At 37.2% G+C, this 23,946-nt stretch carries 29 protein-coding genes, 1 other RNA gene and 1 pseudogene; 7 read left to right on the top strand and 24 right to left on the bottom strand.

The window, feature by feature from the left end; genetic code table 11:
• Positions 1-2 precede the first annotated feature (2 nt).
• Positions 3-1,112: a TlpA disulfide reductase family protein gene (locus BM207_RS17485; RefSeq protein WP_090997488.1), complete on the top strand. Its 1,110-nt coding sequence runs from the start codon at positions 3-5 to the stop codon at positions 1,110-1,112.
• A gap of 102 nt (positions 1,113-1,214) precedes the next feature.
• Positions 1,215-1,904, top strand: coding sequence for a response regulator transcription factor (locus tag BM207_RS17480; protein WP_090997484.1), 690 nt, complete (start codon positions 1,215-1,217; stop codon positions 1,902-1,904).
• Here the strand turns inward: BM207_RS17480 and BM207_RS17475 are convergent.
• The 10 genes from BM207_RS17475 to BM207_RS17430 form a co-directional block, all read right to left on the bottom strand.
• Positions 1,901-2,623 (bottom strand): RluA family pseudouridine synthase, encoded by a 723-nt coding sequence (locus BM207_RS17475; RefSeq protein WP_090997481.1) that lies wholly within the window; start codon positions 2,621-2,623, stop codon positions 1,901-1,903. The genes BM207_RS17480 and BM207_RS17475 overlap by 4 nt on opposite strands.
• A gap of 73 nt (positions 2,624-2,696) precedes the next feature.
• A complete protein-coding gene (locus BM207_RS17470; protein ID WP_090997478.1) occupies positions 2,697-4,088 on the bottom strand; it encodes a sigma-54-dependent transcriptional regulator in 1,392 nt (463 codons plus the stop codon).
• A 149-nt stretch (positions 4,089-4,237) separates the two neighbouring features.
• An RNA gene (rnpB, locus tag BM207_RS17465) (RNase P RNA component class A) lies at positions 4,238-4,607 on the bottom strand.
• A gap of 69 nt (positions 4,608-4,676) precedes the next feature.
• Complete coding sequence (locus BM207_RS17460) at positions 4,677-5,114, bottom strand: c-type cytochrome (protein WP_245768158.1); 438 nt, start codon at positions 5,112-5,114, stop codon at positions 4,677-4,679.
• Complete coding sequence (locus BM207_RS17455; RefSeq protein WP_090997475.1) at positions 5,098-5,736, bottom strand: SCO family protein; 639 nt, start codon at positions 5,734-5,736, stop codon at positions 5,098-5,100. The genes BM207_RS17460 and BM207_RS17455 overlap by 17 nt, the downstream gene beginning before the upstream one ends.
• A gap of 70 nt (positions 5,737-5,806) precedes the next feature.
• The gene (locus BM207_RS17450) at positions 5,807-6,724 is read right to left on the bottom strand and encodes a transporter (protein ID WP_090997472.1); all 918 of its coding nucleotides are present in this window, start codon (positions 6,722-6,724) and stop codon (positions 5,807-5,809) included.
• Position 6,725: 1 nt separating this feature from the next.
• Positions 6,726-7,748, bottom strand: a complete 1,023-nt coding sequence (locus BM207_RS17445; RefSeq protein WP_245768157.1) for a cytochrome-c peroxidase — start codon at positions 7,746-7,748, stop codon at positions 6,726-6,728.
• Positions 7,749-7,777: 29 nt separating this feature from the next.
• Positions 7,778-8,614: an MbnP family protein gene (locus BM207_RS17440; protein WP_090997465.1), complete on the bottom strand. Its 837-nt coding sequence runs from the start codon at positions 8,612-8,614 to the stop codon at positions 7,778-7,780.
• Positions 8,615-8,708: 94 nt separating this feature from the next.
• Positions 8,709-9,086 (bottom strand): hypothetical protein, encoded by a 378-nt coding sequence (locus tag BM207_RS17435; protein ID WP_090997463.1) that lies wholly within the window; start codon positions 9,084-9,086, stop codon positions 8,709-8,711.
• A 403-nt stretch (positions 9,087-9,489) separates the two neighbouring features.
• Positions 9,490-11,226, bottom strand: a complete 1,737-nt coding sequence (locus tag BM207_RS17430) for a phospho-sugar mutase (protein WP_090997460.1) — start codon at positions 11,224-11,226, stop codon at positions 9,490-9,492.
• Positions 11,227-11,343: 117 nt separating this feature from the next.
• On the opposite strand from BM207_RS17430, the gene BM207_RS17425 reads away from it, so the two are divergent.
• Entirely contained in the window at positions 11,344-12,657 is a 1,314-nt protein-coding gene (locus BM207_RS17425) for an aspartate kinase (protein ID WP_090997458.1), read from the top strand.
• A 176-nt stretch (positions 12,658-12,833) separates the two neighbouring features.
• Complete coding sequence (gene lysA / locus BM207_RS17420) at positions 12,834-13,991, top strand: diaminopimelate decarboxylase (protein WP_090997455.1); 1,158 nt, start codon at positions 12,834-12,836, stop codon at positions 13,989-13,991.
• Here lysA and BM207_RS17415 read toward each other — a convergent pair.
• Genes BM207_RS17415 through BM207_RS17400 form a run of 4 tightly spaced genes read right to left on the bottom strand, consistent with a single transcriptional unit; the run spans position 13,988 to position 16,233 of the window.
• On the bottom strand, positions 13,988-14,206 hold the full coding sequence (locus BM207_RS17415; protein ID WP_090997452.1) for a YidH family protein: 219 nt from the start codon (positions 14,204-14,206) through the stop codon (positions 13,988-13,990). The genes lysA and BM207_RS17415 overlap by 4 nt on opposite strands.
• Positions 14,207-14,258: 52 nt before the next feature.
• Complete coding sequence (locus BM207_RS17410) at positions 14,259-14,612, bottom strand: DUF1801 domain-containing protein (protein WP_090997449.1); 354 nt, start codon at positions 14,610-14,612, stop codon at positions 14,259-14,261.
• A 2-nt stretch (positions 14,613-14,614) separates the two neighbouring features.
• Positions 14,615-14,998 (bottom strand): SRPBCC domain-containing protein, encoded by a 384-nt coding sequence (locus BM207_RS17405; RefSeq protein ID WP_090997446.1) that lies wholly within the window; start codon positions 14,996-14,998, stop codon positions 14,615-14,617.
• 44 nt (positions 14,999-15,042) lie between these two features.
• Positions 15,043-16,233 carry an acyl-CoA dehydrogenase family protein gene (locus tag BM207_RS17400; protein ID WP_090997444.1) on the bottom strand — a complete coding sequence of 397 codons (1,191 nt, stop codon included), beginning with the start codon at positions 16,231-16,233 and terminating at the stop codon, positions 15,043-15,045.
• A gap of 92 nt (positions 16,234-16,325) precedes the next feature.
• Here BM207_RS17400 and BM207_RS17395 point away from each other — a divergent pair, with 92 nt between their 5' ends.
• Positions 16,326-16,685 (top strand): dihydroneopterin aldolase, encoded by a 360-nt coding sequence (locus BM207_RS17395; protein WP_090997441.1) that lies wholly within the window; start codon positions 16,326-16,328, stop codon positions 16,683-16,685.
• Positions 16,686-16,691: 6 nt separating this feature from the next.
• On the opposite strand, the gene BM207_RS17390 is transcribed toward BM207_RS17395, so the two are convergent.
• Positions 16,692-17,174 carry an acyl-CoA thioesterase gene (locus BM207_RS17390; RefSeq protein ID WP_090997438.1) on the bottom strand — a complete coding sequence of 161 codons (483 nt, stop codon included), beginning with the start codon at positions 17,172-17,174 and terminating at the stop codon, positions 16,692-16,694.
• A 75-nt stretch (positions 17,175-17,249) separates the two neighbouring features.
• Between BM207_RS17390 and BM207_RS17385 the strand changes: the two genes are divergently transcribed.
• The gene (locus BM207_RS17385) at positions 17,250-17,684 is read left to right on the top strand and encodes an Hsp20/alpha crystallin family protein (RefSeq protein WP_090997435.1); all 435 of its coding nucleotides are present in this window, start codon (positions 17,250-17,252) and stop codon (positions 17,682-17,684) included.
• A 68-nt stretch (positions 17,685-17,752) separates the two neighbouring features.
• Here BM207_RS17385 and BM207_RS17380 read toward each other — a convergent pair whose 3' ends face one another.
• The 9 genes and pseudogenes from BM207_RS17380 to BM207_RS17340 form a co-directional block, all read right to left on the bottom strand.
• Positions 17,753-18,322, bottom strand: coding sequence for a dihydrofolate reductase family protein (locus BM207_RS17380; RefSeq protein ID WP_090997734.1), 570 nt, complete (start codon positions 18,320-18,322; stop codon positions 17,753-17,755).
• A 97-nt stretch (positions 18,323-18,419) separates the two neighbouring features.
• Positions 18,420-18,986, bottom strand: coding sequence for a dihydrofolate reductase family protein (locus BM207_RS17375; protein ID WP_090997432.1), 567 nt, complete (start codon positions 18,984-18,986; stop codon positions 18,420-18,422).
• A gap of 35 nt (positions 18,987-19,021) precedes the next feature.
• Positions 19,022-19,858, bottom strand: a complete 837-nt coding sequence (locus BM207_RS17370) for a hypothetical protein (RefSeq protein ID WP_143095996.1) — start codon at positions 19,856-19,858, stop codon at positions 19,022-19,024.
• 278 nt (positions 19,859-20,136) lie between these two features.
• Positions 20,137-20,895, bottom strand: a pseudogene (locus BM207_RS19470) (PDDEXK nuclease domain-containing protein); the annotation flags it as partial.
• A 361-nt stretch (positions 20,896-21,256) separates the two neighbouring features.
• Positions 21,257-21,547 carry a helix-turn-helix domain-containing protein gene (locus tag BM207_RS17360; protein ID WP_090997427.1) on the bottom strand — a complete coding sequence of 97 codons (291 nt, stop codon included), beginning with the start codon at positions 21,545-21,547 and terminating at the stop codon, positions 21,257-21,259.
• Positions 21,537-21,896, bottom strand: a complete 360-nt coding sequence (locus BM207_RS17355) for a type II toxin-antitoxin system RelE/ParE family toxin (RefSeq protein ID WP_090997424.1) — start codon at positions 21,894-21,896, stop codon at positions 21,537-21,539. The genes BM207_RS17360 and BM207_RS17355 overlap by 11 nt, the downstream gene beginning before the upstream one ends.
• Before the next feature lie 197 nt (positions 21,897-22,093).
• Entirely contained in the window at positions 22,094-22,399 is a 306-nt protein-coding gene (locus tag BM207_RS17350) for a helix-turn-helix domain-containing protein (protein ID WP_090997421.1), read from the bottom strand.
• A complete protein-coding gene (locus tag BM207_RS17345) occupies positions 22,383-22,733 on the bottom strand; it encodes a type II toxin-antitoxin system RelE/ParE family toxin (protein ID WP_177217169.1) in 351 nt (116 codons plus the stop codon). Before BM207_RS17345 ends, BM207_RS17350 begins: the two co-directional genes overlap by 17 nt.
• Positions 22,734-22,940: 207 nt before the next feature.
• Positions 22,941-23,465, bottom strand: a complete 525-nt coding sequence (locus tag BM207_RS17340; RefSeq protein WP_245768156.1) for a hypothetical protein — start codon at positions 23,463-23,465, stop codon at positions 22,941-22,943.
• 313 nt (positions 23,466-23,778) lie between these two features.
• On the opposite strand from BM207_RS17340, the gene BM207_RS17335 reads away from it, so the two are divergent.
• On the top strand, positions 23,779-23,946 hold a 168-nt coding region (locus tag BM207_RS17335), incomplete at its 3' end, for a LuxR C-terminal-related transcriptional regulator (protein ID WP_177217168.1).

Genomic DNA, 23,946 nt, shown 5'->3' with positions numbered 1-23,946 from the left:
ATATGAAACGTTTAGGATATATTGCCTGTGTGCTCGTAGTTTTTGTAGCTGCATGTAAAGATAAAACCAAGTTTACGATCGACGGGAAAGTTGAAAATTTCGGTACGGAAAATAAAGTTTACCTCTACGGAATGGATAATAGCACTATGTCGGTCATTGATTCGACTACGCTTTCTACAAACGGAGAGTTTAAATTCTCAAGAACAAGTGAAAATGCCGATTTTTATAGGTTGAACATTGGTAGCAATGACTATATGTTCATTGCAAAGAATGGAGATGAGATTAAATTTGCTGCAGATTTAACTGATGCCAATCGGGATTATAAGTTAAGTGGTGCAGACGAAGCGGATAAATTAACTGAGTTTAATACGATGAAATTTAAAGCTTCGGAGGACCTTGATAAAATAAAGGCAGATTTTGATCAAAAGGTTGAGGCAAATCCTGAAGCGAGAGATGCAATCCTTGAGCAAATTAGGCCTCAGTATATGAAAGCACAAGATGATTTGAATGCTAATGTGATCAAGTTTGCGAACGATAACACAAATTCATTGGTGAGTTTTTATGCAATCAGTTCGATTAACCCTATGGGAAATGAAAGCGTACTAGTTGCCTATGCAGAAAAGGTTGATGAAAATGTGAAAAAGAACCCTGCGGTAAAGAGCTTTGTAGAGCGTGTGAATAAATTGAAATCGCTATTGGTTGGGCAAACCGCACCGGCCTTTACAATCAATTCATTTGATAATAAGCCGATAAACCTGGCAGATTTTAAAGGTAAGTATGTTTTATTAGATTTTTGGGCATCGTGGTGTGGACCATGCAGAGCGGAAAACCCGAACCTAGTAAAGGCCTATAATACCTACAAGGATAAAAATTTTACCGTTCTTGGGATTTCATTGGATAAAGATAAAGCGGCTTGGGCGCAAGCTATTAAGCAAGATGGACTAACGTGGACACATGCGGGTGAGTTGGCGGATTTTGAAGGTGAAACAGTGAAACTGTATCAGGTTCAGGCCATACCAAGTTCTTTTCTGTTAGATCCAGCAGGGAAAATTATTGCCCGCGATTTAAGAGGAGATGAACTCGAAAGCTTTTTAAAGAAAACCTTACCTTAAACCGTATTTATTGTTAAGAATTAATTGGCTTAACAATTTGTTAACTTCATTTTAACCCAATAGTACAATTGTATACTTACTTTCGTAACAAATAATTAAACAATGAGTACAGCCAAGCAAAAAATATTAATCGTTGATGATGAACCGGATATTTTAGAATTGATAGAGTACAATCTAAAAAAAGAAGGTTATCAGGTATATTTAGCTAGCAATGGTCAGGAAGGGGTTGCAACGGCTAAAAAGATACATCCCGATCTAATTATTTTGGATATTATGATGCCCAAAATGGATGGCATTGAAGCTTGTAGGTTAATGCGGGCTATCCCTGAGTTTAAGCATACATTTATGGTATTTTTAACGGCGCGGAGTGAAGAATACTCAGAAATTGCTGGTTTTAATGTAGGGGCGGATGATTATATAGCAAAGCCAATTAAGCCAAGAGCCCTAGTTAGCCGCATTAATGCTATTTTACGAAGGAACAGTAGCGGTGAAGAAATTGTAGATAACAAAGTTGAAATAGGTGATCTTGTAATCGATAGGGAAGCTTATTTAGTTTTTCAAGGGGGTGCAAAAGTAGTTTTGGCCAAAAAGGAGTTTGAATTACTTTACTTATTAGCATCGAAACCCGGTAAAGTTTATACTAGGGAATCAATTCTAAAAAACATATGGGAAGATTCGGTGGTTGTAACCAACCGAACCATTGATGTGCACATCCGTAAACTTCGCGAAAAATTAGGCGAGAATTATGTAACTACGGTTAAAGGAGTAGGGTATAAATTTGAGTTAAGTTAACAATCAAACTTATCCAGCAATTTTAACAAGGTTGTGAAGTCTTTCGGATAAGCCGCCTGGATGCTTATATCTTGTTCATCTAAGCCTTTGAAAACGATTTCTTTGGCGTGTAACGCAAACCTTTTCATAATTGGTAACTCCTCTTCATCTTTCGAAAGGCGATAACCCTTTTTGATTGCCGATAAATACACTGGTTTACCCTTATACATATGATCGCCAGCAATTGCAGCCCTCTGGGTTGCTAAGTGAATTCTTATTTGGTGCATTCGGCCTGTAACTGGCTTACATTCTACTAAAGTGTAGTGCTTATAGTATTTTAAGGTATTGAAATAAGTTTCTGCTCTTTTCCCTTCTTGTCTGTCGATACTCACATTCTTGTTGCCATCATTCAAAATAGGAAGGTCAACGAAAAGATTGTCGAATTGAAATTGTCCATCTACCACTGCGTGATAAACTTTCTTAACCTTTCTTCTTTCAAATTGCATAGCTAAATTTCTGTAAGCCTCTGGATTTTTAGCAATCACAATAGCTCCCGACGTCTCTTTATCCAGTCGGTGGCAAACCTGTGCGTCGGGCGAGTATTGTTTAGCCAAACGAAGGATATTAACTTCTCCGGCAGCACCACGCTCATCTAAGGATGCAATAAAGGGAGGTTTGTTTACAACGATGTAATCGTCGTTTTCGAAAATGATTAGCTCTTTAAAGTTCGGATATTTCACGGAGTAAAGATAGGAAAGACTTACGAAGTTTCTTGTATGTTGTCGTACATTAACTTCGTAAGTCGACCGTTTTCTATTCGGCTCTCTTTAATCCAAATTTCTCAATTTTACTGTAAAGGTGACTGCGTTGAATATCGATATCGTCGGCTGTTTTAGAAACATTCCAATTGTTTTTTTCCAGTTTGAATTTGATAAATTCTTTTTCGGCGTGGTCTTTATAATCTTGGAAGTTGCTGAATTTATCGTAATTCATGGTAGAATTAGTTGTCGCCGTTTGTCCGGCTACCGAACCAATATTTGTTCCACCTGTTGGGTTTGCAAAGATATTCACGTCGTTTTCAGTAATTGTTTTATCACTTAATATAATTAATCTTTCAATCATATTATGTAATTCACGTACGTTACCTGTCCACGGCAACCCTTTAAGCGCATTCATAGCACCCTCGCTTATTTTTTTAACGGGCATTCCATATTCACTGCATATCTCCTCTAAGAAATTTTGTGCTATCTCAGGAATATCGTCGGTCCGTTCTGTTAAATGTGGAACATGAATATTAATTACGTTTAATCTGTGGTAAAGGTCCATTCTGAAATTACCCTCCTCGATCTCTTTTAAAAGATCTTTATTGGTTGCGGCCAATACACGTACATTTACTTCCTGTTCTTTTTCGCCACCAACTTTGGTAATTTTATGTTCTTGTAAAGCTCTAAGTACTTTTGCCTGCGCCGAGAGGCTCATATCTCCGATTTCATCCAAAAACAAAGTTCCTCCATTGGCAAGCTCAAATTTTCCGATCCGTTGTTTAACGGCCGAGGTAAATGAACCCTTTTCGTGGCCAAAAAGTTCGCTTTCAATTAATTCTGAAGGGATCGCTGCGCAATTAACTTCTACTAAAGGCGCATCTGCTCTGTTGGATTTTTCGTGTATCCAACGCGCTACTAATTCTTTACCGCTACCATTTGCACCTGTAATTAATACTCTGGCTTCGGTAGGGGCCACCCTTTCAATGGTTTCTTTGATTTTATTGATACTGTCTGAAGCCCCTAAAATATGACGGGTTTTACTGACTCTTCTTTTTAATACCTTAGTCTCTGTTACTAAATTGCCGCGATCTAACGCATTTCTAACTGTAATGAGCAAACGATTTAAATCTGGTGGTTTCGATACAAAATCGAACGCACCTTTTTTACTCGCTTCTACTGCTGTTTCAACGGTTCCGTGACCGGAAATCATAATGAAAGGAAGATCTGGTTTAAAAGTAAGCGCTTGTTCTAGCACCTCCATACCGTCCATTTTATTCATTTTAATATCACATAGGACTAAATCAAAATCGTTCTTTTTAATAAGCTCTAATCCCTCTATTCCATTATCTATATCTTCTACTTCGTAGCTCTCGTACTCTAATATTTCCCTAAGCGTGCTTCTTATCGCGCGTTCATCATCAATAATTAACAGTTTTGCCATTTTTCGCTATTACGTTTTAATTTGGTGCTAATATATGTATAGTTTTTAATACAACGATAATTTAGGTGAATTGTTTAGGGTTGGATATTGGGAGGTGTGGAGATTGGAAGAAAACTTTGCAACTATCAAGTTTAAAGCAATAGAAAAGAAAAAAATGTAAGCCTATAAGCCGGGTTCTGTTGCTGATAAATCAGCTTCTATCATTAATCTAATATAAATGTTGCCATTTATCTTTAACGACCTACCCACTAACATCGGACGAGCAGCCCTACGTGCGTTAGCCTATTTGGTCTTTCAACTCCCGGGGTTTACCAAAATCCCAATCACTTGAGAAGTTCGTGAGCTCTTACCTCACGTTTTCACCCTTCCCCGATTTACATCGGGAGGTTTATTTTCTGTAGCACTTTCCGTAATTCAGGTTTTCATTCCTAAATCCCTTCCCGTTAGGAAGCGAGATGCTCTGTGTTGCCCGGACTTTCCTCCTCAATCTAAGATTGCGGCGATAGAATGGCTTACATTTTTTACAAAGATAGGGAATAGTAACGACTTACGGAGTTGCCGAGCTAAATCGTAAGTCGTTAGTTCGACTTATTTACATGAACTCAAGTCTTTCGCAACCTGCTCATAAGTGTACATACCCTGCTTGTTGCCAAATGAATTAGTGATGTACACGGTTACTTGAGCAATATCTATTGTAGCTAAGTTAAAACTTGGCATTTTACCTTCGTATTTTTTCCCATTGATGATCACTCCTTTATTGCTTCCATTTTTAACGATGCAAGCCAGATCTGCCTTATTTGTTTTTAAGAACACAGTATCTGTTAGGGGTGGAGCTAATTCTCCTAGTCCTTCACCGTTTGTACCATGGCAATTTTGACAATGGGCAATATAAAGATCTTTACCATTGCTCATATACTTTGCGTATTCTATTTCCTCGGCACTCTGGCATGAATAGATCATGCAGGAAAGAAAAGCTGAGAAAATTCCAAAAAGCAAATAACTCCGCATGCTATTTCTTATATTCATTTAGTAAAATTACAATATCCTTTTTCAATTGTTCCACTTGTTCTGTTTTGGTACCATCATAAGCACCTCTCATTCTCTTTTCTTTATCTACCAAAACCAACCATCCTTGATGGATATAGCCATCTCTGGCCGTACTGTCCTCTCCAACAGCCACCAAATAGTTTTGCTCAGCCATCTGGTAAATGCTATCTTTTGGGCCATAAACAAACTGCCATTTGTTGCCATCAACGCCTAGCTTTTGTGCATATTTTTTTAATACAGATGGTTTATCGTATTTAAAATCGATCGTGTGCGACAAAAACATTACATCAGGATTGTCTTTAAATTGATCGAAAATCATTTTTAAGTTCCTGTGCATTACCGGGCAAATAGTTGAGCACGATGTGAAGAAGAAATCTGCTATGTATATTTTATTCTTAAAAGCATCCTGCGTAATCATTACGCTGTCTTGATTTAAGAAACTCCATGCCGGAATGGTTTGATAAACTGTGTCTACCTTTTCAGCGCCACTGGCATCTTTGGTAATTTTTGCTTCTCTTTCGCCGTAGATAGGCAGTTTCTTTTCGTTAGTACATGAACTTAAAATAGCGATACTAATTAGTAAAAAAGCGAGATTTTTCATATTGATTATTTATAAGGTAAAGTTAGGACAAAAAATGTGTTATATCGCAAGCCATTCATAAAAGGGCAAGCTAAAAGGGTAAGGAAAGATGAACCAATAACCTATTGCCGGCTAAGGCTCTATTGCCGGCTAAGTTTTGAGCTCGTACGTTCTGGTAATTTGCACCAAAAGAAAGTCCTTTCATTGCAAATTCGGCACCTATTACGGCCGACAAAGAATGGCCACCTGATGTCGCAATTTCATATTTGTTGTTTTCGATATCCTGTTGAGCAGTTTCATATAGCATACCTGCGTTGGGTGCTATGGTAAATGCCTGCGCAATTCTGAACTTGTAATAGAGCAATGTATTTGCTGTAAGTTTGTTCCCATACCGATATTGATACTCATTTTCGGTATTTACCTTATAATTTGCATTTGCATTTAAGCCCAGGTCATTGTATCGAATATCGTAGGCAGCATTGAAACTAAAATCGGTACTGGCTGTACCTAATTGGAAGTTATTTGGTGATTCTTGAATAGCCAAACGTTCAGCAGGTTCATACTTCCCAGTTGGGGCTTTAACTCCGGCACCTAGCCAAAGCGACTGTACCAATAGTTTATTTCCCACGGTGCCTGCTTTGTTAAACAGGTTATAATAGCCCATTAACGCAATATCGCCTAAACCATTTTTACTGCCAATTTCGGCTTGACTTTCACGCCGATTAAAGTTATAGGGGAGAAATGCCAAGATTCTGAACTTATTGCCGATGTTCCAACCACCCCAGATTTCGGCGCTTTGATAGGTTTCATTGGCCGTAATTGGGGTAACTTGTCCTAGCGGACCTAAATGCGTTTGCAAGGTTTTATACTGGTATCTAACCCCGAGAAATCGTTTATTGTATGCTGGCAAGATGCCGATATAGTAACTACCTACACCACATCCACAAATGTCGCATGCTTTAGCACCCAGGCTAATGCAAGTCAGTATTAAAAGAATTTTTATTTTCATTTTATTGTTCCGCTAAAAGTGGGTTATTGATGAATTTTTCGTCATTAAGTGTGTTCAAAAAAGCAAGTAATGCTTGCCGTTCTGATGGTGATAGCGAAATGCCTAACCCAGGCCGCTGTGTTAAAAATGGGTCGAGATTTGGTAAATCTGCTACTTGGTGATCATAGTGTGCTAGAACGACATCTAATGTTAAAAATCTACCATCGTGCATATAGGGCGCTGTGTAGCGTAAATTCCTGAGCGACGGGACTTTAAACTTATAACGGTCAGTAACATTCAATGTCGACTCATATAAACCTTGATCATCGATCTCACTGGGTAATAGACCACTGTTCCTAAATTTACCATCAGTAAATAGTGGTTCGGTATGACAGGCTGCACATTTTTCCCTAAAGAATAACAACCCTTCTTGCTCTAACTCGCTAAATGCAACATGCTGCTCTTTACGCATAACCTGGTCGTATTTCGAATCACTACTGATGCACATGAGCATGAACTGCGATAAGGCTTTCATCAGCTTGGCTGTAGTAATTTCTGCCGAGCCATAAGCTGCCTTAAACAGCTGCTGATATTTTGGAAGTTGGCTTAGCTTATCCATCACACGATCAATTTGTTCGTCCATTTCTTCATGTGCGGTAATAGGCACAATGGGTTGAAGGTCGAGGTCGTACACCCCACCTCCCCACATAAATGCTTTATTCCAAGCCAGGTTCATAATAGGTGGTGAGTTTCGTACACCCAATCTATCGTCTATACCATGACTAACATCATGGCCATGCTGGGTAAAAGCGGCCGACTGCATATGGCAAGAACCGCAAGAGATGGTGTTGTTTCTAGATAGCCGACCTTCATAGAACAAATTTCTTCCAAGTTCGAAACCTGCTTTAGTAATCGTATTATTAGCAAAATTATAGCTCGGTTCGGGAAAGTTTGCCGGCTTGGTAAAACCTCCGAATAGCGTTGTATCTTCTATAAGATCGGCTGATTTTTTACAAGCAATAATGAATAAGCAACATGCTATCATTATTATCCAATGTTTGGTTCCCATGATCACTAATTTTCGGTATGATCATGCTTAAACATTTCAGTCAGATTTTTTGCGATACTTACGCTATATTCACTAAACATAACCGTAGGGTGTTCGGCTATGCTAAATGCATTGTTCCCATCGAAAAATTTCATGACATCAACAAATAGATGCACATTGCTTTTTCGATCTTTGCGTACTCTTGCAATACCTGCCTTGGTTAAATCAATATCAATAAGCTTAATATTATTAATAGTGGGTGTGCTATATCCGCCAAATCCGCCAATGTGGTAACGGAATTTCTTATTTCCCGTTGGGTCACCATTTGTATCGTTGCTAATCACAGCCGAGGTTCCTTCCAGTTTGAAGAATATATAGCCCGAGTTCCATCCCCAATACATTCCCTCGCTCATCCCACCCGCAGGATCTAATGGGCCAGTTCTTTTAGAGATATCCATTGTACTCCGCAAACTATCTACGCCCAGTGTAAAGGTAAGCTGCGAATAATCGCCTTCAGGTACATTTATTTTAGCAAAACGTGTGCTTTTATCGGCGCCTTTGATCAAAAAATAGCTACTATCAGCATTTACCGTATAAATTTTCCCGTTTGTGCTGGTTAGTTTGATATTGCTGATAAAGTATTGCAACTGCGATATGCTAAAGGCTTCACCTTTCGAATTTACGTAAGGCGTTGCCGTATTATTTATAGATAAAATTCTATCTCCCACGATGTTGTCGAACTCAACGGAAAAAGGCACCAGTTTAGTCTGATCGAAATCTGGGGTAATGTCTGATTTATTTGTACAGGCTAGGAAGCTCATTGCCAAAAGAAGCAATAAGCTAATATTTTTGAGAATATTCATTGTATAATTTTTAGAAATATAAGATTGTATACACCTGGCTCGGCTTCTTTTGAAGCGGGCGCGGTATAGTTATTAATAGTATTTGTATGGAAATTTAAACCTGTTTGGGCGGTTGAAAGATACTTACTGCATTACCAATTGGCTTTTGTTGTAAGTAAGGAGGGATTTCCAATTTGATCGAAATCTCAAATACTTGAGCAAGTAAGTTGGCAGATACCGGAGCCAATGTTTCGATCATCCTTTTTAAATTTTCTTGGGCGTGTTTATTTTTCTCTTCTAAATCTTTGAGCTTAATATCCATAAAACACTTGCCTTCACAATGAAGTTCGGGTTTGTCTTTATTGGTACATAATACCGAGGCGATGTAAGCCTTATTATAAGAATAAGAAGAAAATAACAGCCAATGATTGAAGCAATTAATTACAATTCCTATCAATAAGAAAATGGCGACAATTTTTCTATATGCTGTCATTGCTGCAAATTTAACAATAGAAATGACGTTTATAGGCAAATTTATAGGTTAATTTTTTTTCAACATTGATATGACGAAGGGGTGGAGGAGTTGTTGTTCGGGAAGTCTTCGGGATTCCTTCGTACTTTTTTCGAGATGAGTCCAATATGAGTCCAGTATGAGTCCAATATAAGTCCAACTTTTACTGTAAAAACCTGGACTTACACTAGATTCAATTTTCACGCTATTTAGATTTATCTCGAAGCAGTTTCGAACGAGGTACGAACCTCTCCCGAACAAGACAAGAAGAACTAAAATCTGTTTAAATTGATTGTGAGCTAAATAATCAAGCCGAATGGTTGATTAATTGAAATATGGTTTAACCAATATAGTCAAAATTTAGCTAAAAAGCAAGTAGCTTTAATTAGTTTTCCTGCAGATCTGCCATAATTTCCTTTATCTTATTGGCTAATTTTATTTCTGTTGTTTTAAATTCATCAGCTGAGGCTAAAGGGGTATTTACACTACAATAAAACTTGATTTTTGGTTCTGTGCCACTTGGGCGAGCAGAAATAATGCTGCCATCAGCGGTGATGAATTGTAGCACATCTGATTTAGGGAAACCTAATTCCTTACTTGTACCGGTTTTGATATCGGTTTCTTTATTAAGTTCGTAGTCTTTTAAAGTAACTACTTCAGAGCCACCTAACGTAGCTGGTGGGGTATTTCTGAATTGTTCCATCATCGCTTTGATTTCTTCTGCGCCAGTTTTTCCTTTTTTGGTAATTGAAACCAGATCTTCTTTATACATGCCGTAATCTACATACATGTTAATCATTGCCTCATATAAACTGCTTCCTTTATCTTTGTAAAAGGCGGTCATTTCGGCTATGAAGGCACAGGAGATGACTGCATCTTTATCACGTACCAGCTCGCCAACAGCATAACCATAGCTTTCTTCGCCACCTGCAATAAATGTTTTCTCGCCTTGTAATTTAGTGATTAGCTGACCAATCCATTTAAAACCTGTTAGCGTATTGAAGTATTCCACATTTTTCGCATCGCAGATGGTTTTTATCAAGCTGGTTGTTACAATGGTTGATACGACATATTCTTTTCCTGTTAGTTTACCTTTTTCTTCCCAAGCGCTTAATATATAGTTAATCAATAAGCTTCCGGTTTGGTTACCGTTCAATAGCACAAATTCCCCGTCTGTATTTTTCACGGCGATCCCTACCCGGTCTGCATCCGGGTCGGTGGCTAAAACCAGATCGGCATCAATTTCTTCAGCTTTTTTAAGTGCTAAAGTCAATGCCTCTTTCTCTTCTGGGTTAGGATAAACAACTGTAGGGAAATTGCCATCAGGTTTACTTTGTTCTTCAACAATTGTTATGTTGGTGAAGCCAAAGTTGGCCAGTGCCTGAGGCACCAAGGTAATACCAGTACCATGAATGGGGGAGTACACAATTTTCAGGTCTTTCTGACGTGCAATGGCGTCAGGTGAAACGGAGAGTTCCGTTATTTTATTTAAATATAGCTCATCTATTTCTTCTCCGATTAACTCAATATTGCTTTCTATCGCATCAAACTTAACTTCATCAATACTGTTAATGGCTGCCACTTCATCCATTACCAATTGATCATCTGGTGAGGTAAATTGACCTCCATCTTCCCCGTAAGCCTTATAACCATTATATTCTTTCGGATTGTGCGAAGCTGTTAACATTACCCCACTTTTACATCCCAAGGTACGTACCGCAAATGAGAGTTCGGGTGTTGGTCTGAGGGCAGAGAAGAAATACACTTTAATGCCATTTGCAGAAAATACATCAGCAGTTATTTTCGCAAACACATCAGAATTATTCCGGCTATCATGCGCAATGGCGACACTAATTTTTTGCCCGGCATATTTTTTTAGCAGGTAATTAGCTAGGCCTTGTGTAGCTGTACCAATGGTATATTTATTAATTCTGTTGGATCCGGGGCCCATAATGCCACGTAAACCACCTGTTCCGAATTCCAGGTTTCTGTAAAAACTATCCGTTAGTTCGGTATTTGCTTCCTGATCTATTAAAGTTTGAATTGCTGCTTTTGTTTCAGCATCATAATTGCCTTTAAGCCATTGCTGAATAGCTGTAGCGGTATTTTGGTCTAGTTGCATAATTAATATTGTTCAATTCCGAATTTTATTCCGTCCGTTTAGCAGAAATTAGCGCCCTTTTTGCTAATTTCACGCCCTATTACAAGTATAAAGAAAAATAGCTATTCTTAAATTAAAATGAAGATATTAAAATTTGGAGGCACTTCTGTAGGTAGTCCTGAGCGTATGAAAAAATTGTTGGATATCATTAATCCAACCGAAGAACAAATTGTTGTGTTGTCGGCAGTGTCTGGTACAACCAATAGTTTAGTAGAAATTTCATCAAAGCTACTGAAGGAAGAAAAGCAGGAAGCCCTAGATTTAATAGCTGCATTGCAGGCTAAATACAATGATTTTGTGATTGAATTGCTTCCAGAGAGCGATTTTAGAACACAAGGGCAGGAGGTTGTTGACTATCACTTTGGTTTTTTAGCCAATTTAACCAATGATCTGTTCACACCCGTAGAAGAGAAGGTTGTTTTAGCACAAGGTGAGTTATTGTCTACCACTTTATATCATATTTATTTAAAGTCTATCGGTATTGCCTCTGTGCTTTTACCGGCTTTAGATTTTATGAAAATTGATGAAGACAACGAACCTGATATCCCTTTTACAACCGCTAACCTGATGCCAGTATTGGCAGGCCATAAGGGTACGAATTTGTTTATTACCCAAGGCTTTATCTGCAGGAACAGTTTTGGTGAAGTGGATAACTTACGTCGCGGTGGTAGTGATTATACGGCTTCTTTACTTGGTGCGGCAATTCTGGCTGAAGAAGTTCAGATTTGGACCGACATAGACGGGATGCACAACAATGATCCCAGGATTGTGAAAGGTACCAAGCCAATTTCACATTTATCGTTTGATGAGGCGGCAGAATTGGCCTATTTCGGAGCGAAGATTCTTCATCCCCAATCGGTATTTCCTGCGCAGAAGTATAAAATTCCGGTTCGTTTGTTAAATACCATGGAGCCTAAGGCCACTGGTACAGTAATTAGTACGGAAAGTGAAAAAGGCAAGATTAAATCCATTGCCGCAAAAGACGGGATTACCGCAATTAAAATTCAATCGAGCCGAATGTTATTGGCTTATGGATTTTTACGTCGTATTTTCGAAATTTTCGAACGATATAAAACACCGATCGATATGATTACGACCTCTGAGGTGGCTGTATCATTAACAATTGACTTTACAGATAACCTGGATGAAATTGTAAAAGAGCTCCATTCTTTCGGTACGGTAGACATTGATACCGATCAAAGCATTGTGTGTGTAGTAGGTGATTTTGGAGCTGAAAAGCATGGTTATGCCGCAAGAGTTTTAGATTCTATCAAACATATTCCGGTGAGAATGATTTCTTATGGCGGAAGTGCCTATAATATCTCCATGCTGATTAATACGGAAGATAAGACCGAGGCTTTAAGAAGCTTACACAATCGTATTTTTGAATAATTATTATTTAAAATAGAAGAAAAGAAATAGCATAAATATAGCGAAGACAATGAAGAATCTAATTCTTCGTTCAAACTCTCTTCGAGTAATGGCTTGTCGCCGGTAATCGAGATAATTCCCTATATAAACTATGATTAAAAAGACAAAGAAAATTATTACTAGAAATTTCAAATTTTATGTTTTCCGATAAAGATATAGCACATTTTTCTAAATTAGAAACTCCTTTCTATTATTACGACCTTAATTTGCTAGAGCAGACATTAAATGCCTGTTATGCTGCAGCTAAGTCGCATCAGTTTCACGTACATTATGCCATGAAGGCGAATTTTAATGACATGGTACTGAATAAGATTAAGGCGGTTGGTTTTGGAGCCGACTGTGTGAGCGGGGGCGAAGTGGACAAGGCTTTGGCTGTTGGTTTTGCCAAGGAACAAGTGGTTTTTGCTGGTGTGGGGAAATCTGATAAAGAAATAATCGACGCCTTGGAAAATGATATTTTTTGTTTCAATGTAGAGTCTTTACAAGAACTTGAGGTGATTAATGAATTGGCTGCGGCGAGGCAGAAGATTGCCAAGGTGGCTATTAGGATTAATCCGAATGTGGATGCGCATACCCATGCAAATATTACTACTGGATTAGATGAAAATAAATTTGGGATTAATTCTTGGGATATGCCAGCTTGTGCTGCACTGTTAAAAAGTTCAGCAAATTTAGAATTTATTGGAATTCACTTCCATATTGGTTCTCAAATTACCAATTTGGATGTATATAAAAATCTTTGCAACCGCGTAAATGAATTTGCTGCCTGGTTTGAAGATCACGGCTTTACCGTAAAGGTTTTAAATGTTGGCGGGGGCTTGGGAATTGATTATCACAACCCAAATCAGCAAATCCCTGACTTTACTGCGTATTTTAAAATTTTTGCCGACTTTTTGGAGGTAAAACCTTATCAAGAGGTTCATTTTGAATTAGGTAGGGCATTGGTTGGTCAATGTGCCTCTTTGATTACCAAAGTATTGTACGTTAAAAACGGAAAGAAAAAGAATTTCATTGTACTTGATGCTGGTATGACTGAGTTAATGCGTCCGGCATTATATCAAGCTTATCATTTGATTGAGAATATCAGCAGATTAGCTGCTCAGGCTTCAACCAAGTACGATGTGGTTGGTCCGATTTGTGAAAGTACCGATTGCTTTGGCAAAGAAGTTCCCTTGCCAGAGAGTTTTAGGAATGACTTAATTGCTATTAGAAGTGCTGGCGCTTACGGTGAGGTAATGGCTTCGCATTATAACCTGCGTGAGCAAGTGAGAAGTTATAGTGGTGAGGAAGCTTAGCTATTTTCTTTTTTTCCGAAGATAAATAATACAGCGCCTACTACTAGCACAATGCCTCCGGCATAAGGAGGCCAGTTAACTGTTTTTTCGCGGTCGGCAGAAATCTGTACAGGTCCTGCGTCGATGATTTTTTCCTTTTTGGTGTAGGTGAAACCTGTCCATACTAAAAGTACTATGCCTACCACTATCAATATTAGTCCTATAGTTCTGCCCATGTCAATATTTTTTCAATAAAACACGGGTTGCAGCTTTAATGTTTTAACAAAGCTACTTTTTATGGCAAAGCGCTATTGCTTGTGTTAATATCCCATTAATTACTTTGACTGGTAAGTCGCTATGTTGATCAACTAATAAGATTTTCATGCGCGATCTTTTCTCTTGCAGCAGATGTGGGTTGTCTATTAAGCCTCCGTCCACAAAACCAATATAAGGTTGCTTATATTTTTTATGAATCCAGAAATAACACACCGGTTTTCTTCTGTAATAAAAAAAGGGAAGTTTATATTTCCATTCTTGAGTTATTTCTTTGTCGAAATTTAAGATAGTAGTTTTTAGTGCCAAAAGACAGTCTCTTATTTGAGTTTCTTGTTTCAAATAGAAAAAATCTAATTCGGTAGTCATCTTTACTCTACTTCAAAAAAGTCGGCAAGTCCGCCCAAATAAAATTCATTTATGCCACTTGTAAAATCATCATAATCCTCATCTGGGATATTGGTTTGTACAAACTCTAAAGACGTTCCTTTTTTATCAGGATGGAGCTTAATGGTAACAATAGAAGGTTCATCATCCTCGCCAAAATACCATTGTTGTACTATTTTGTTGGGAGCATCGAATGAAATATTCTTGCCTACAATATCACCATCCCAAAAGGAGAATTCTGTTCCTACTTCTTCGGTAAATTCAACTTCGGCGCCAGTCCATAATTGGATGCTCTGTGCTTTTGTTAAGGCTAAATATACCTCCTCTGGTGGAGCGGGAAGCGGGTAATATTTTTTAAATGTCTTCATGTTAGGGGTTGCTAGGATTAATAGGATAGCTAGGATTAATAGGGTTATTTGAAAGCGTTTAATCCTGTTACATCCATACCTGTAATTAATAGATGAACATCATGGGTTCCTTCATAGGTTACTACCGATTCTAGGTTCATCATATGGCGCATGATGGAGTATTCGCCTGTAATACCCATTCCGCCTAGCATTTGTCGGGCATTTCTGGCAATATCCAAGGCAATTTCAACACTATTGCGTTTAGCCATCGATATTTGTTCGGCTGTTGCCCTGTTTTCACTTTTTAAGGTACCTAAACGCCATACTAATAGCTGCCCTTTAGTTATTTCAGTAATCATTTCGGCTAATTTCTTCTGTTGTAACTGAAATCCGCCAATTGGTTTTCCAAATTGAATGCGTTCTTTTGAATAGCGTAGGGCAGTGTCATAACAATCCATTGCAGCTCCCAAAGCGCCCCAAGCTATCCCATATCTGGCCTGATTTAAACAGCCTAATGGTCCTTTTAGGCCTTTAATGTCTGGAAATATATTTTCTTTAGGAACTTTAACGTTATCGAATACCAGTTCGCCCGTGGCTGAAGCTCTTAAGCTCCATTTACCATGGGTTTCTGGTGTGCTAAAACCCTCCATACCACGTTCAACAACCATTCCCCTGATCTTTCCTTCTTCATCCTTTGCCCAAACTACAGCGATATCTGCAAAAGGAGCGTTTGAAATCCACATTTTAGCCCCATTTAAAAGATAGTGGTCGCCCATATCCTTAATATTGGTTACCATGCCACCTGGGTTAGATCCATGATCTGGTTCTGTTAAACCAAAGCATCCCATTAGTTCGCCTGTAGCTAATTTTGGTAAGTATTTTTTACGTTGATCTTCGGTGCCATAAGCATAAATTGGGTACATTACTAACGAGCCTTGCACAGATGCTGTTGAGCGAATGCCCGAATCACCACGTTCAAGCTCTTGCATAATAATGCCATAGGCTGTATAATCCAAGCCAGCTCCTCCATATTCAACTGGGATGGTTGGACCAAAAGCACCAATTTCACCCAATCCTTTAATTAGGTGTTTAGGGAATTCGGCTTTTTGGGCATAATCTTCAATTATCGGACTAATTTCTTTTTTTACCCAATCCCTAACCGATTGTCGGATTAGTTTATGTTCTTCAGATAATAGCTCGTCTAATAAGTAATAATCAGGTGCTTCGTAAAGGTCTTTTTTGGCTGATGTGTTCATGTTTTACACTATATTTGGTTCTTGCTTATAGGATAACCAAAGGTAATCATATTTTTTTATCCTAAATTGTTGCTTTAAATTATTTAAATCGAATGTTTGTACAGACTGTAGCGCTAAAAGATGTTAAATGTTACGCTTTTCATGGCTTTTATCCAGAAGAACAACTTACTGGAAACCATTTTTTGACAACTATAGAAGTTACCTTTTCCCCATCCACTGAAACGGAAGACTTGCAGAAAACTGTAAATTATGAAGTGCTTAATTCGATCATTTTAGCAGAGATGAAAGCAACTCAGAAATTATTGGAAACCGTTGTTAAGAATATGATGGATAAAGTATTAAATGCTTATCCCTTTGTCTTAACCGCGAGTGTTGGAATTAGGAAATTACATCCCCCCATGCTAGGAGAAGTGGGGCATTCATTTGTGGAGCTTAGCTATACCAAGCCATAGCTTAAATTATAACTGTTCAAACTCTATCATTTTGTTTCGCTCCTTATCAGGAATTGCGGCAGGTTTTTTAGTGTTATAATCAAAAGCTACGCAAATTGTTTTACCTCTGCTGCAAGTTATTTCTTTGCCGTTTATTGTTTTAACGATTAAGTACTCTAGATCAAAACTAGTTGTTCCAATTCTTGAGGTGCGAATGTACATGCTCACCTTATCGTTTAAGAAAATTGGCGCTAGGTAATCTATAGAAGCTTGACCGATTACTACCCCTGTTTTGTGCCAATCCCACTTAATGGCGTGTTCCCAATATTTGGTTCTACCTATTTCCATGTAGGTGAAGTAAGTTGCGTTGTTTACGTGTCCCATCATATCGATATCTACAAAACGCATTTCGATGGCTGTTTTATACTTAAAAGTGTCGATATGGCTAATGATTACTGACTTTTTGTCTGTTTGTTTTTCTTTTTTGCGCCAAAATGTCTTAAAAAGCATAAATTTCACGATTGGAATAAGGTTTGAACATAGACAATTATAGTTTAAAAAAATTAATTAATAGGAGATATAAAAATGACTTTAGTAAAATTTAACAACAAAACAAGAAACACTGCACCTTACTTTAACAATGTTTTCGACTCTTTGTTTAGTGACGCATTAAATAAAAATTATGGTGTAAATAAAGTACCAAACGTTAATATCTATGAGGATGAAAATGGCTATAAAATTGAATTAGCTGCTCCAGGTTTAACGAAAGAAGATTTTAAGATTGACCTTAAAAAGGATAATCTTTCTATTTGGGCGGAGAAAAAAGCAGTTGAAAACGAGGTGAAAAAAGACTATACCCGTCAAGAATTTGAGTATAGTTCATTTGCAAGGTCTTTTGTTTTGCCTGAAGGAGTTGATGCAGATAAAATAAGTGCTGAATATGTAAATGGCATTTTAAACATCACTATTGGCAAAAAAGACGAAGCAAAATTAGCGCATAAAGAAATTAAAGTTTCATAATAGTTGATTTGGTTAAGGTTGAAAGGAGTCCATCGAAAGATAGGCTCCTTTTTTGTTATGAGTTGTTATTACCTCTCTACTGTATAATTCAGTTCAGTTACCCCACAAGTAAATTGGTGGGTATTTAACAGTTTCAGCTTTGTTTTTTCTTTAACGCCTTTAAAAAGGGGGATGCCTTGTCCCAGAATAATGGGATTAACAAATAGCCAGTAACCATCAATTAAGTTCTCTTGTATAAGCGAATGTGTTGCTGTAGGACTGCCGAAAAGCAAGATATCTTCACCTTCCTGTTGTTTTATTTTATTTATTTCGTTTGAAAGATTGCTGCTGATAATTTTTGTTTTAGTTAAGTCGGCGCCTTTCATCGTTGTTGATAAAACAACTTTGTGGACTTCGCTATACCATTTTGAATGTTCAATGTCGTGTTTAGATGCATTGGGATTGTCGGCTGCGGTTGGCCAGTAACCTTCCATCATCTCATAAGTTACCCGTCCATATAAAGCAGTGTCGCCTTTGCCTATTCGATTGCCAACATAGTCAAAAAGTTCTTGATCAACTTTAATCCAGTCCATTTCTCCGTTCGGACCTGCCACAAAACCGTCAAGCGATATGTGCATAAATGAAATTATTTTTCTCATATAGTTCGTATTTTCCTCTTTTTGGTAGCGAGGCTTCATTCAGATACTATCAAATATAGGAAATATTATAAAAATCTTGTTCTGATAGAAATGCTTGCTAGCGGTTTGATGTTTTCTCTTGAGTGGGCCTATAATAAAACACCGTTACGCCAGAGTTTAGTGATTTTGTTTTGATAAGTTTCAGCATAATCCTGTTCTTGATTTTGTCGAATAGTTGTAGCCCTTTTCCTTCAATGATAGGGTGAATGCAAATTTGAAATTCATCAATAAGATTATTATTTAAAAGTTGAATGATTAAACTCCTGCTTCCAACCAAAATATCCTTTCCGGGTTGTTGTTTAAGCTCTAGGACCATTTCTTCAAGAGGTTTATTTGCAAGTTTTGCACTATTCCAGTTTGTGTCTTTTAACGTATTAGAAAAAACAAGTTTTGGAATTTTGTTTATTGAAATTGCAAATTCATCCATTGATTTTTCGCCAGAGGGATTTGTTACTAATGTTTGCCAGAATTGCATTAGTTGGTATGTTATCCTACCATATAAGATTACTCCTGCATTATCTATCAGATCAGCATAATGCTGATGCAATTCTTCGTCAGCAATTCCGGCTGTGTGATCGCAAACACCGTCAAGTGTCATATTAAATGCTGCAATTACCTTTCTCATTATGTTGTGGGTGTGTGCTCTCCGTTGTCACTACTTTAATTAATTATGATATTTCCATTCCCGTCATAAATAAAAGTCCACTTTCTTTCAATCGACGCATTCAAAATTCCATCAACGGAACGAACTTCAGTGTATTTTCTGAAATTATTTTTAGAGAGTGATCTGTAGAAATATTCATCCAATAAAAAAAATCTTTTAGTTGGATTTATTGATCTATCATAATCTTCAAATGTCCGAACGATTTTTTCTCCTTTTTCGATTCCATTATTCTTTCTTAAATATTCAGTTTTTATTAGATTGTTATTAGAATCATAGTAAAATTTTTCTGAATATGTTAAAATAAAATCACCAGGTTCGATGGGGGAACGTGGTGATTTTAAATAAGTTTCTATTTCGACCAAATTATTTCCAGAATAGATATAAGATTGTTTTTCCTCAATTAGAGAATTAAATTTATTAGGAATCTCTCTTTGAGCTATTTTATTGGAATTATTTAATGTGTAATAAGAGGGGTTTCTTGCGATAGTGGATAGAGATGAACCCGAAAGTTCTGAAACAGTAACTTTATTGTCATTATAAATTAATGAAACGTATACATCTTTTGTGAAAACGTCAATAAAACCATTGTAGACTGGAACTTGGATAAATCCACCGGTTTTTTTAATTAAACGTTTTTGACTATCATAATCAAAAATCAAATCCTTTACATCCCCAGAATTAGGGTTAAATGGATCAACTGTCATTTTACTGATTAAAGGTTCTTCGTTTTTAACATTTTTTGGATCATCCTCTTTTGAACAAGAACTTAATATTGTTCCGAATAGCAAAATGGTAATTATTTTTGTTATTTCTTTTTTTGAAGGTAAATTCATGTAATAAAGGTGATTATATTTAATATAAGATGCGTCCATTTATACTATCAAATATATTGAAATATATAGGAATCTATACACCCGTGATGCTATTTTGATTGGCAATATGGTGATGGTTTCAATGTTGGAGACCATGTTATTGTTTCCGAAAAAAAAGACTGCTAACCGTCAAACTAGAAACGGAACAGTATCTTAAAAAGTCTTGTGGATGTTCAACGAAGTATCCAATCAATTTCATTTATTGCAATTTTAATATCGTAAAGCCACTTCAAAAATTCTCATCCATAAACGAGTTCTTTTGATCTGTTTATAGATTTAATAAGAATAGTGTTTTTTAAAGTTTGTTCTTCAACTAGGTCAATGTCACGTCCAAACAAGTTTTTGAGTTTGTAATAATTGAGATAGAGGTTCATTTGTCCAATGTCCTGATGTTTTATCTTTTTGGTCTTCAGGTCGATGAGTACGAAACATTTTAATATTCTATGATAAAAAACAAGGTCAATAAAGAAATGTTCATTGTCAACCGTTATTTTGAATTGTCTTGCAAGAAACGAAAAGCCTTTCCCGAGTTCGAGAAGAAATTCCTGGAGATTATTAATGAGCCTGGTTTCTAGGTCTCTTTCTTTTACAATGCTTTCTTTGGGGAGTTCGAGAAATTCAAAAATATAAGGGTCTTTTATTGTGTCCTGTGGTTTAGTAATTTCTTGCCCTTTTTCAGCGAGTGCTAAAACGCCATCTTTATCTTTGCTAAGTGCAAGCCGCTGAAACAAGGCCGAGTCAATTTGTCGCTTTAGTTCACGGAAGCTCCAGTTTTCGTTCGCGGTTTGTTTTTCATAAAAGCTTCTCGAATGTTCGTCGCTGATTGTCAATAATTCGGCATAATGGCTCCAACTCAATTTTCCGGACACTGTCTGGAAAATTGAATATTTTAGATAGAACTGACGGCAGAGGTAGATGTTACTTTTTCCAAATCCCTTGCCATATGAGTTTTTGAGATCTTTTGAAAGGTTGGTTAATAGTGAACTTCCATATTCTGTCTTATCCTCACCATTCTATTCAAACTCAACAATGTGCCTCCCTATTTCCCAGTTGGCTTTTACAAGCTCATGATTAATAGCCTTGACCGCATTTTCTCTAGCCTTTAAAAGTGTGGAGCCAATATCGTCAATAAGTTTTTGTAGGTCGTTTTTATGTTAGGCATTAGGTAAATTTTATCAATTGCAATTTACGAAAACTCTGTTAGTAGGGCGGTAGAAAGGTTATGCGTTTTGGAAAGGGTTTCTGCTAACGTTCGGCGGCTTGGCGAAGTTTGGTTGTTACGTTAAATTTTTATGAAATAGAATAGGCAGGAGATAAATCTCCGCCACTTTTGCTAAACCGCTGTTATATGCAGTATGGCTATAGTTCGATAGAGATTTTTACTTTTCCACCAAGCCCCTTTTCTACAATATCAAATAAAGTTTTTAAGGTTAGGTTACTCCCGTTGTTTTCAATCCTAGAAATATATTCACGTTTCCTATCCACAAGCTCTCCAAGTTCACTTTGGGTTAGGTGTTTGTCTTCCCTTGCCTTGCGCAGCATTAATCCGATTTTAAAACTTGCAAAATCTCTGTCAAGTTCGTCGCGTCTTTCCGTTCCCTTTTTTCCGTAGACCGTATTCTTGACATCTTTCCAGCTTTTAGTTTCCATTTTTCTTGTTTTTTTGTTCGTAGTATTCTGCCATTAGGCGCAATCCCTTTTCAATTTCGTTTTTTGGTGTCTTCTGAGTCTTTTTTTGAAATCCGTTCAATAAGATTACAAGTTTGTCGTTATCAAAGAAACAAAACACACGCCAAATATTCGAACCCAGCTGTATTCTTGCTTCATAAAGGCCATCCGCGCCAACAAGAAATTTCAGATAGTTCGAAGGCACACGCTCAAGAGTTTCAATAGCTTCGATGATTTTGAATATCTTATCCTGAACCTTTTTAGGCTGCTCAAGTAGGAATTTTTCAAAGTAATTTTTAAATGCTATAACCTCTCTTACCTTCCTGAACAAAGGTAACTTATAAGTTACTGTAAAGCAAATTTATTTTGATAGAAGTTGACGGCGGGTTAGGGCGTTTTGCATTGCATATAACGCCCCAGGGCTTTACGCAAGTTGGCGGACTCGGGATAAATTTATTAATAGATTGGAACGGCGAAGAAGATCTCCCGCCAATTTCGCCAAACCCTTGTTAGTGGTAGTGCGGTTGCTTAGATTTCAACTTTGAACTTTAGGTGCTTGCCAAAGCCTTCACGTATAATCCTCATTAATGTTGAAAGTCTGATGTCACTTGCGTTATTTTCTATGCGTGAAATATAAGTTTTTGTAGTCCCACATTTTTCTGCGAGCTGTCCCTGTGTTAGTCCTTGTTCCCTACGGAGTTCCTGTAACATCACACCAAGTCTGAAAGCCTCAAATCCTTCTTCAAATTCCTCTCTCGTCTCAGTTCCAGGTTTTCCGTATTGGCTGTCCAAATGGTCAGCAAATGAGGTTAGATTTTTATTTGTCTTTTTCATCAAGGTAAAGTTTTTTTAATTTCTCGGCCAATTCAATTTCTTTCATTGGTGTTTTCTGGGTTTTCTTTTGAAATCCGTTCACCAATATTACCAGCTGTCCCTTATCAAAAAACGAAAAGATGCGGAATATGTTTGAACCAACTTCAACCCTGACCTCATAAATTCCGGTTGAGCCTGTAATGTGCTTGAAATATTTTTCGGGAACCCTATCTAATGTCGCTATAAGCTGTAAAGTCCAGTTGGTCTTTTTCTTAACTTCTGGACTTAGTTTTTCAAAGAAGTCCAAATAGTAATTTTTGTAATAGAAGATGTTCCTTATAATTTTTTCCTTCACTTTGTAAAGTTAGCTAATTAGGTAACATTTTCAAAATATATTAGGAAATATTGGCAGGCGATCGGTGGGGGCGTAGCATTACCACTAACGTTTTGCGGCTTGGCGAAGTGCGGGTTTTCTAGCACTGAACTTCATTAGAAGCACTTCGTTTGATTTAGCACTTCACTGTTATAGAAGCACCAAACCCCGCCTTTTGCCAAACCGCTGTTAGCCGTTCGTTGTTTTTTTGTTCGTTATTATTTCAGTTTTATATTTCATTAATTGTCTGATTGATGTTAGATGTCCAAATAATACGATTGGTACAATAAATGTAGGCAACCAACTAAATGGAAAATTTAAAATCGCTATGTTTGGTTGTTCAAATGCAAATTTTTGTATTGGTGAAGGTGCTGAAAATATAGCGTTCACAACTATACTAAGTAAAAGTCCAAGGCAAATAAAATTCCAAACTAAAATTACTTGTCTGCTTAATTTGTTTTTTGTCAGTCCAAAATAGGCAATAAATGGTGCTGTAATTCCTGCGATTATGTCAAAGTTTCTTCCTTCAAAAGTCATAAGTTCTGGAACTGCTTTGTTTAGAAAAAGCCAAAACAAAACGATTTCTACTGGAATTCTTACCACGTTTAAATAAGTCAAATTTTTGAGCGGTAAACTGTCAATAAATTGTCGTCCTTTTTGTGTTACAAATAAAATAATTATTGTCAAAATTGTCGGCAAAATCCCCAATAACATAATTTTCGGTGGAAATGAATTTGTGTCCGTGTTGTAAATGTTTTTGCTTGTCAAAATAGCTTGAATAATCAACCAAATTGTCAAACCGATAAAAATTGGCGTTGCTTTTTTTCTTGTCAGGTCAGAATTTGAGCTTCTTGGATATTACGGTTCGAATAGTGCCAGCTATTTCGGTCTGTTAGTGCCAGCGATTACGGTTTAAATGATGCCACTTTAATGGTTTAGTTTTTATCCCTATCCATTTTTACGGTTCGAATTGTGCCACTTTAAAAGATCAAGAAAGAATTACCTTATCGCTCTTAAATACAGCGATATGGCCAACAAACTTGATCCGATGGACTTAAAACAAATACTCACATTACATCTGGAGGGTTACAGCAACCGTAAAATAGGTTCTGTTCTCGGTATTTCCCGCAATACAGTCAATACCTATATGCAACTCTTTGCTGGTAGCGACTATTCATGTCAGGAGCTTTTGGGG

It is taken from the genome of Pedobacter insulae, from assembly GCF_900113525.1.
In the GTDB taxonomy this organism is placed as follows: Bacteria; Bacteroidota; Bacteroidia; order Sphingobacteriales; family Sphingobacteriaceae; genus Pedobacter; species Pedobacter insulae.
Note: the sequence above shows the minus strand (reverse complement) of the source record. Positions and strands in the feature narration are given on the sequence as shown.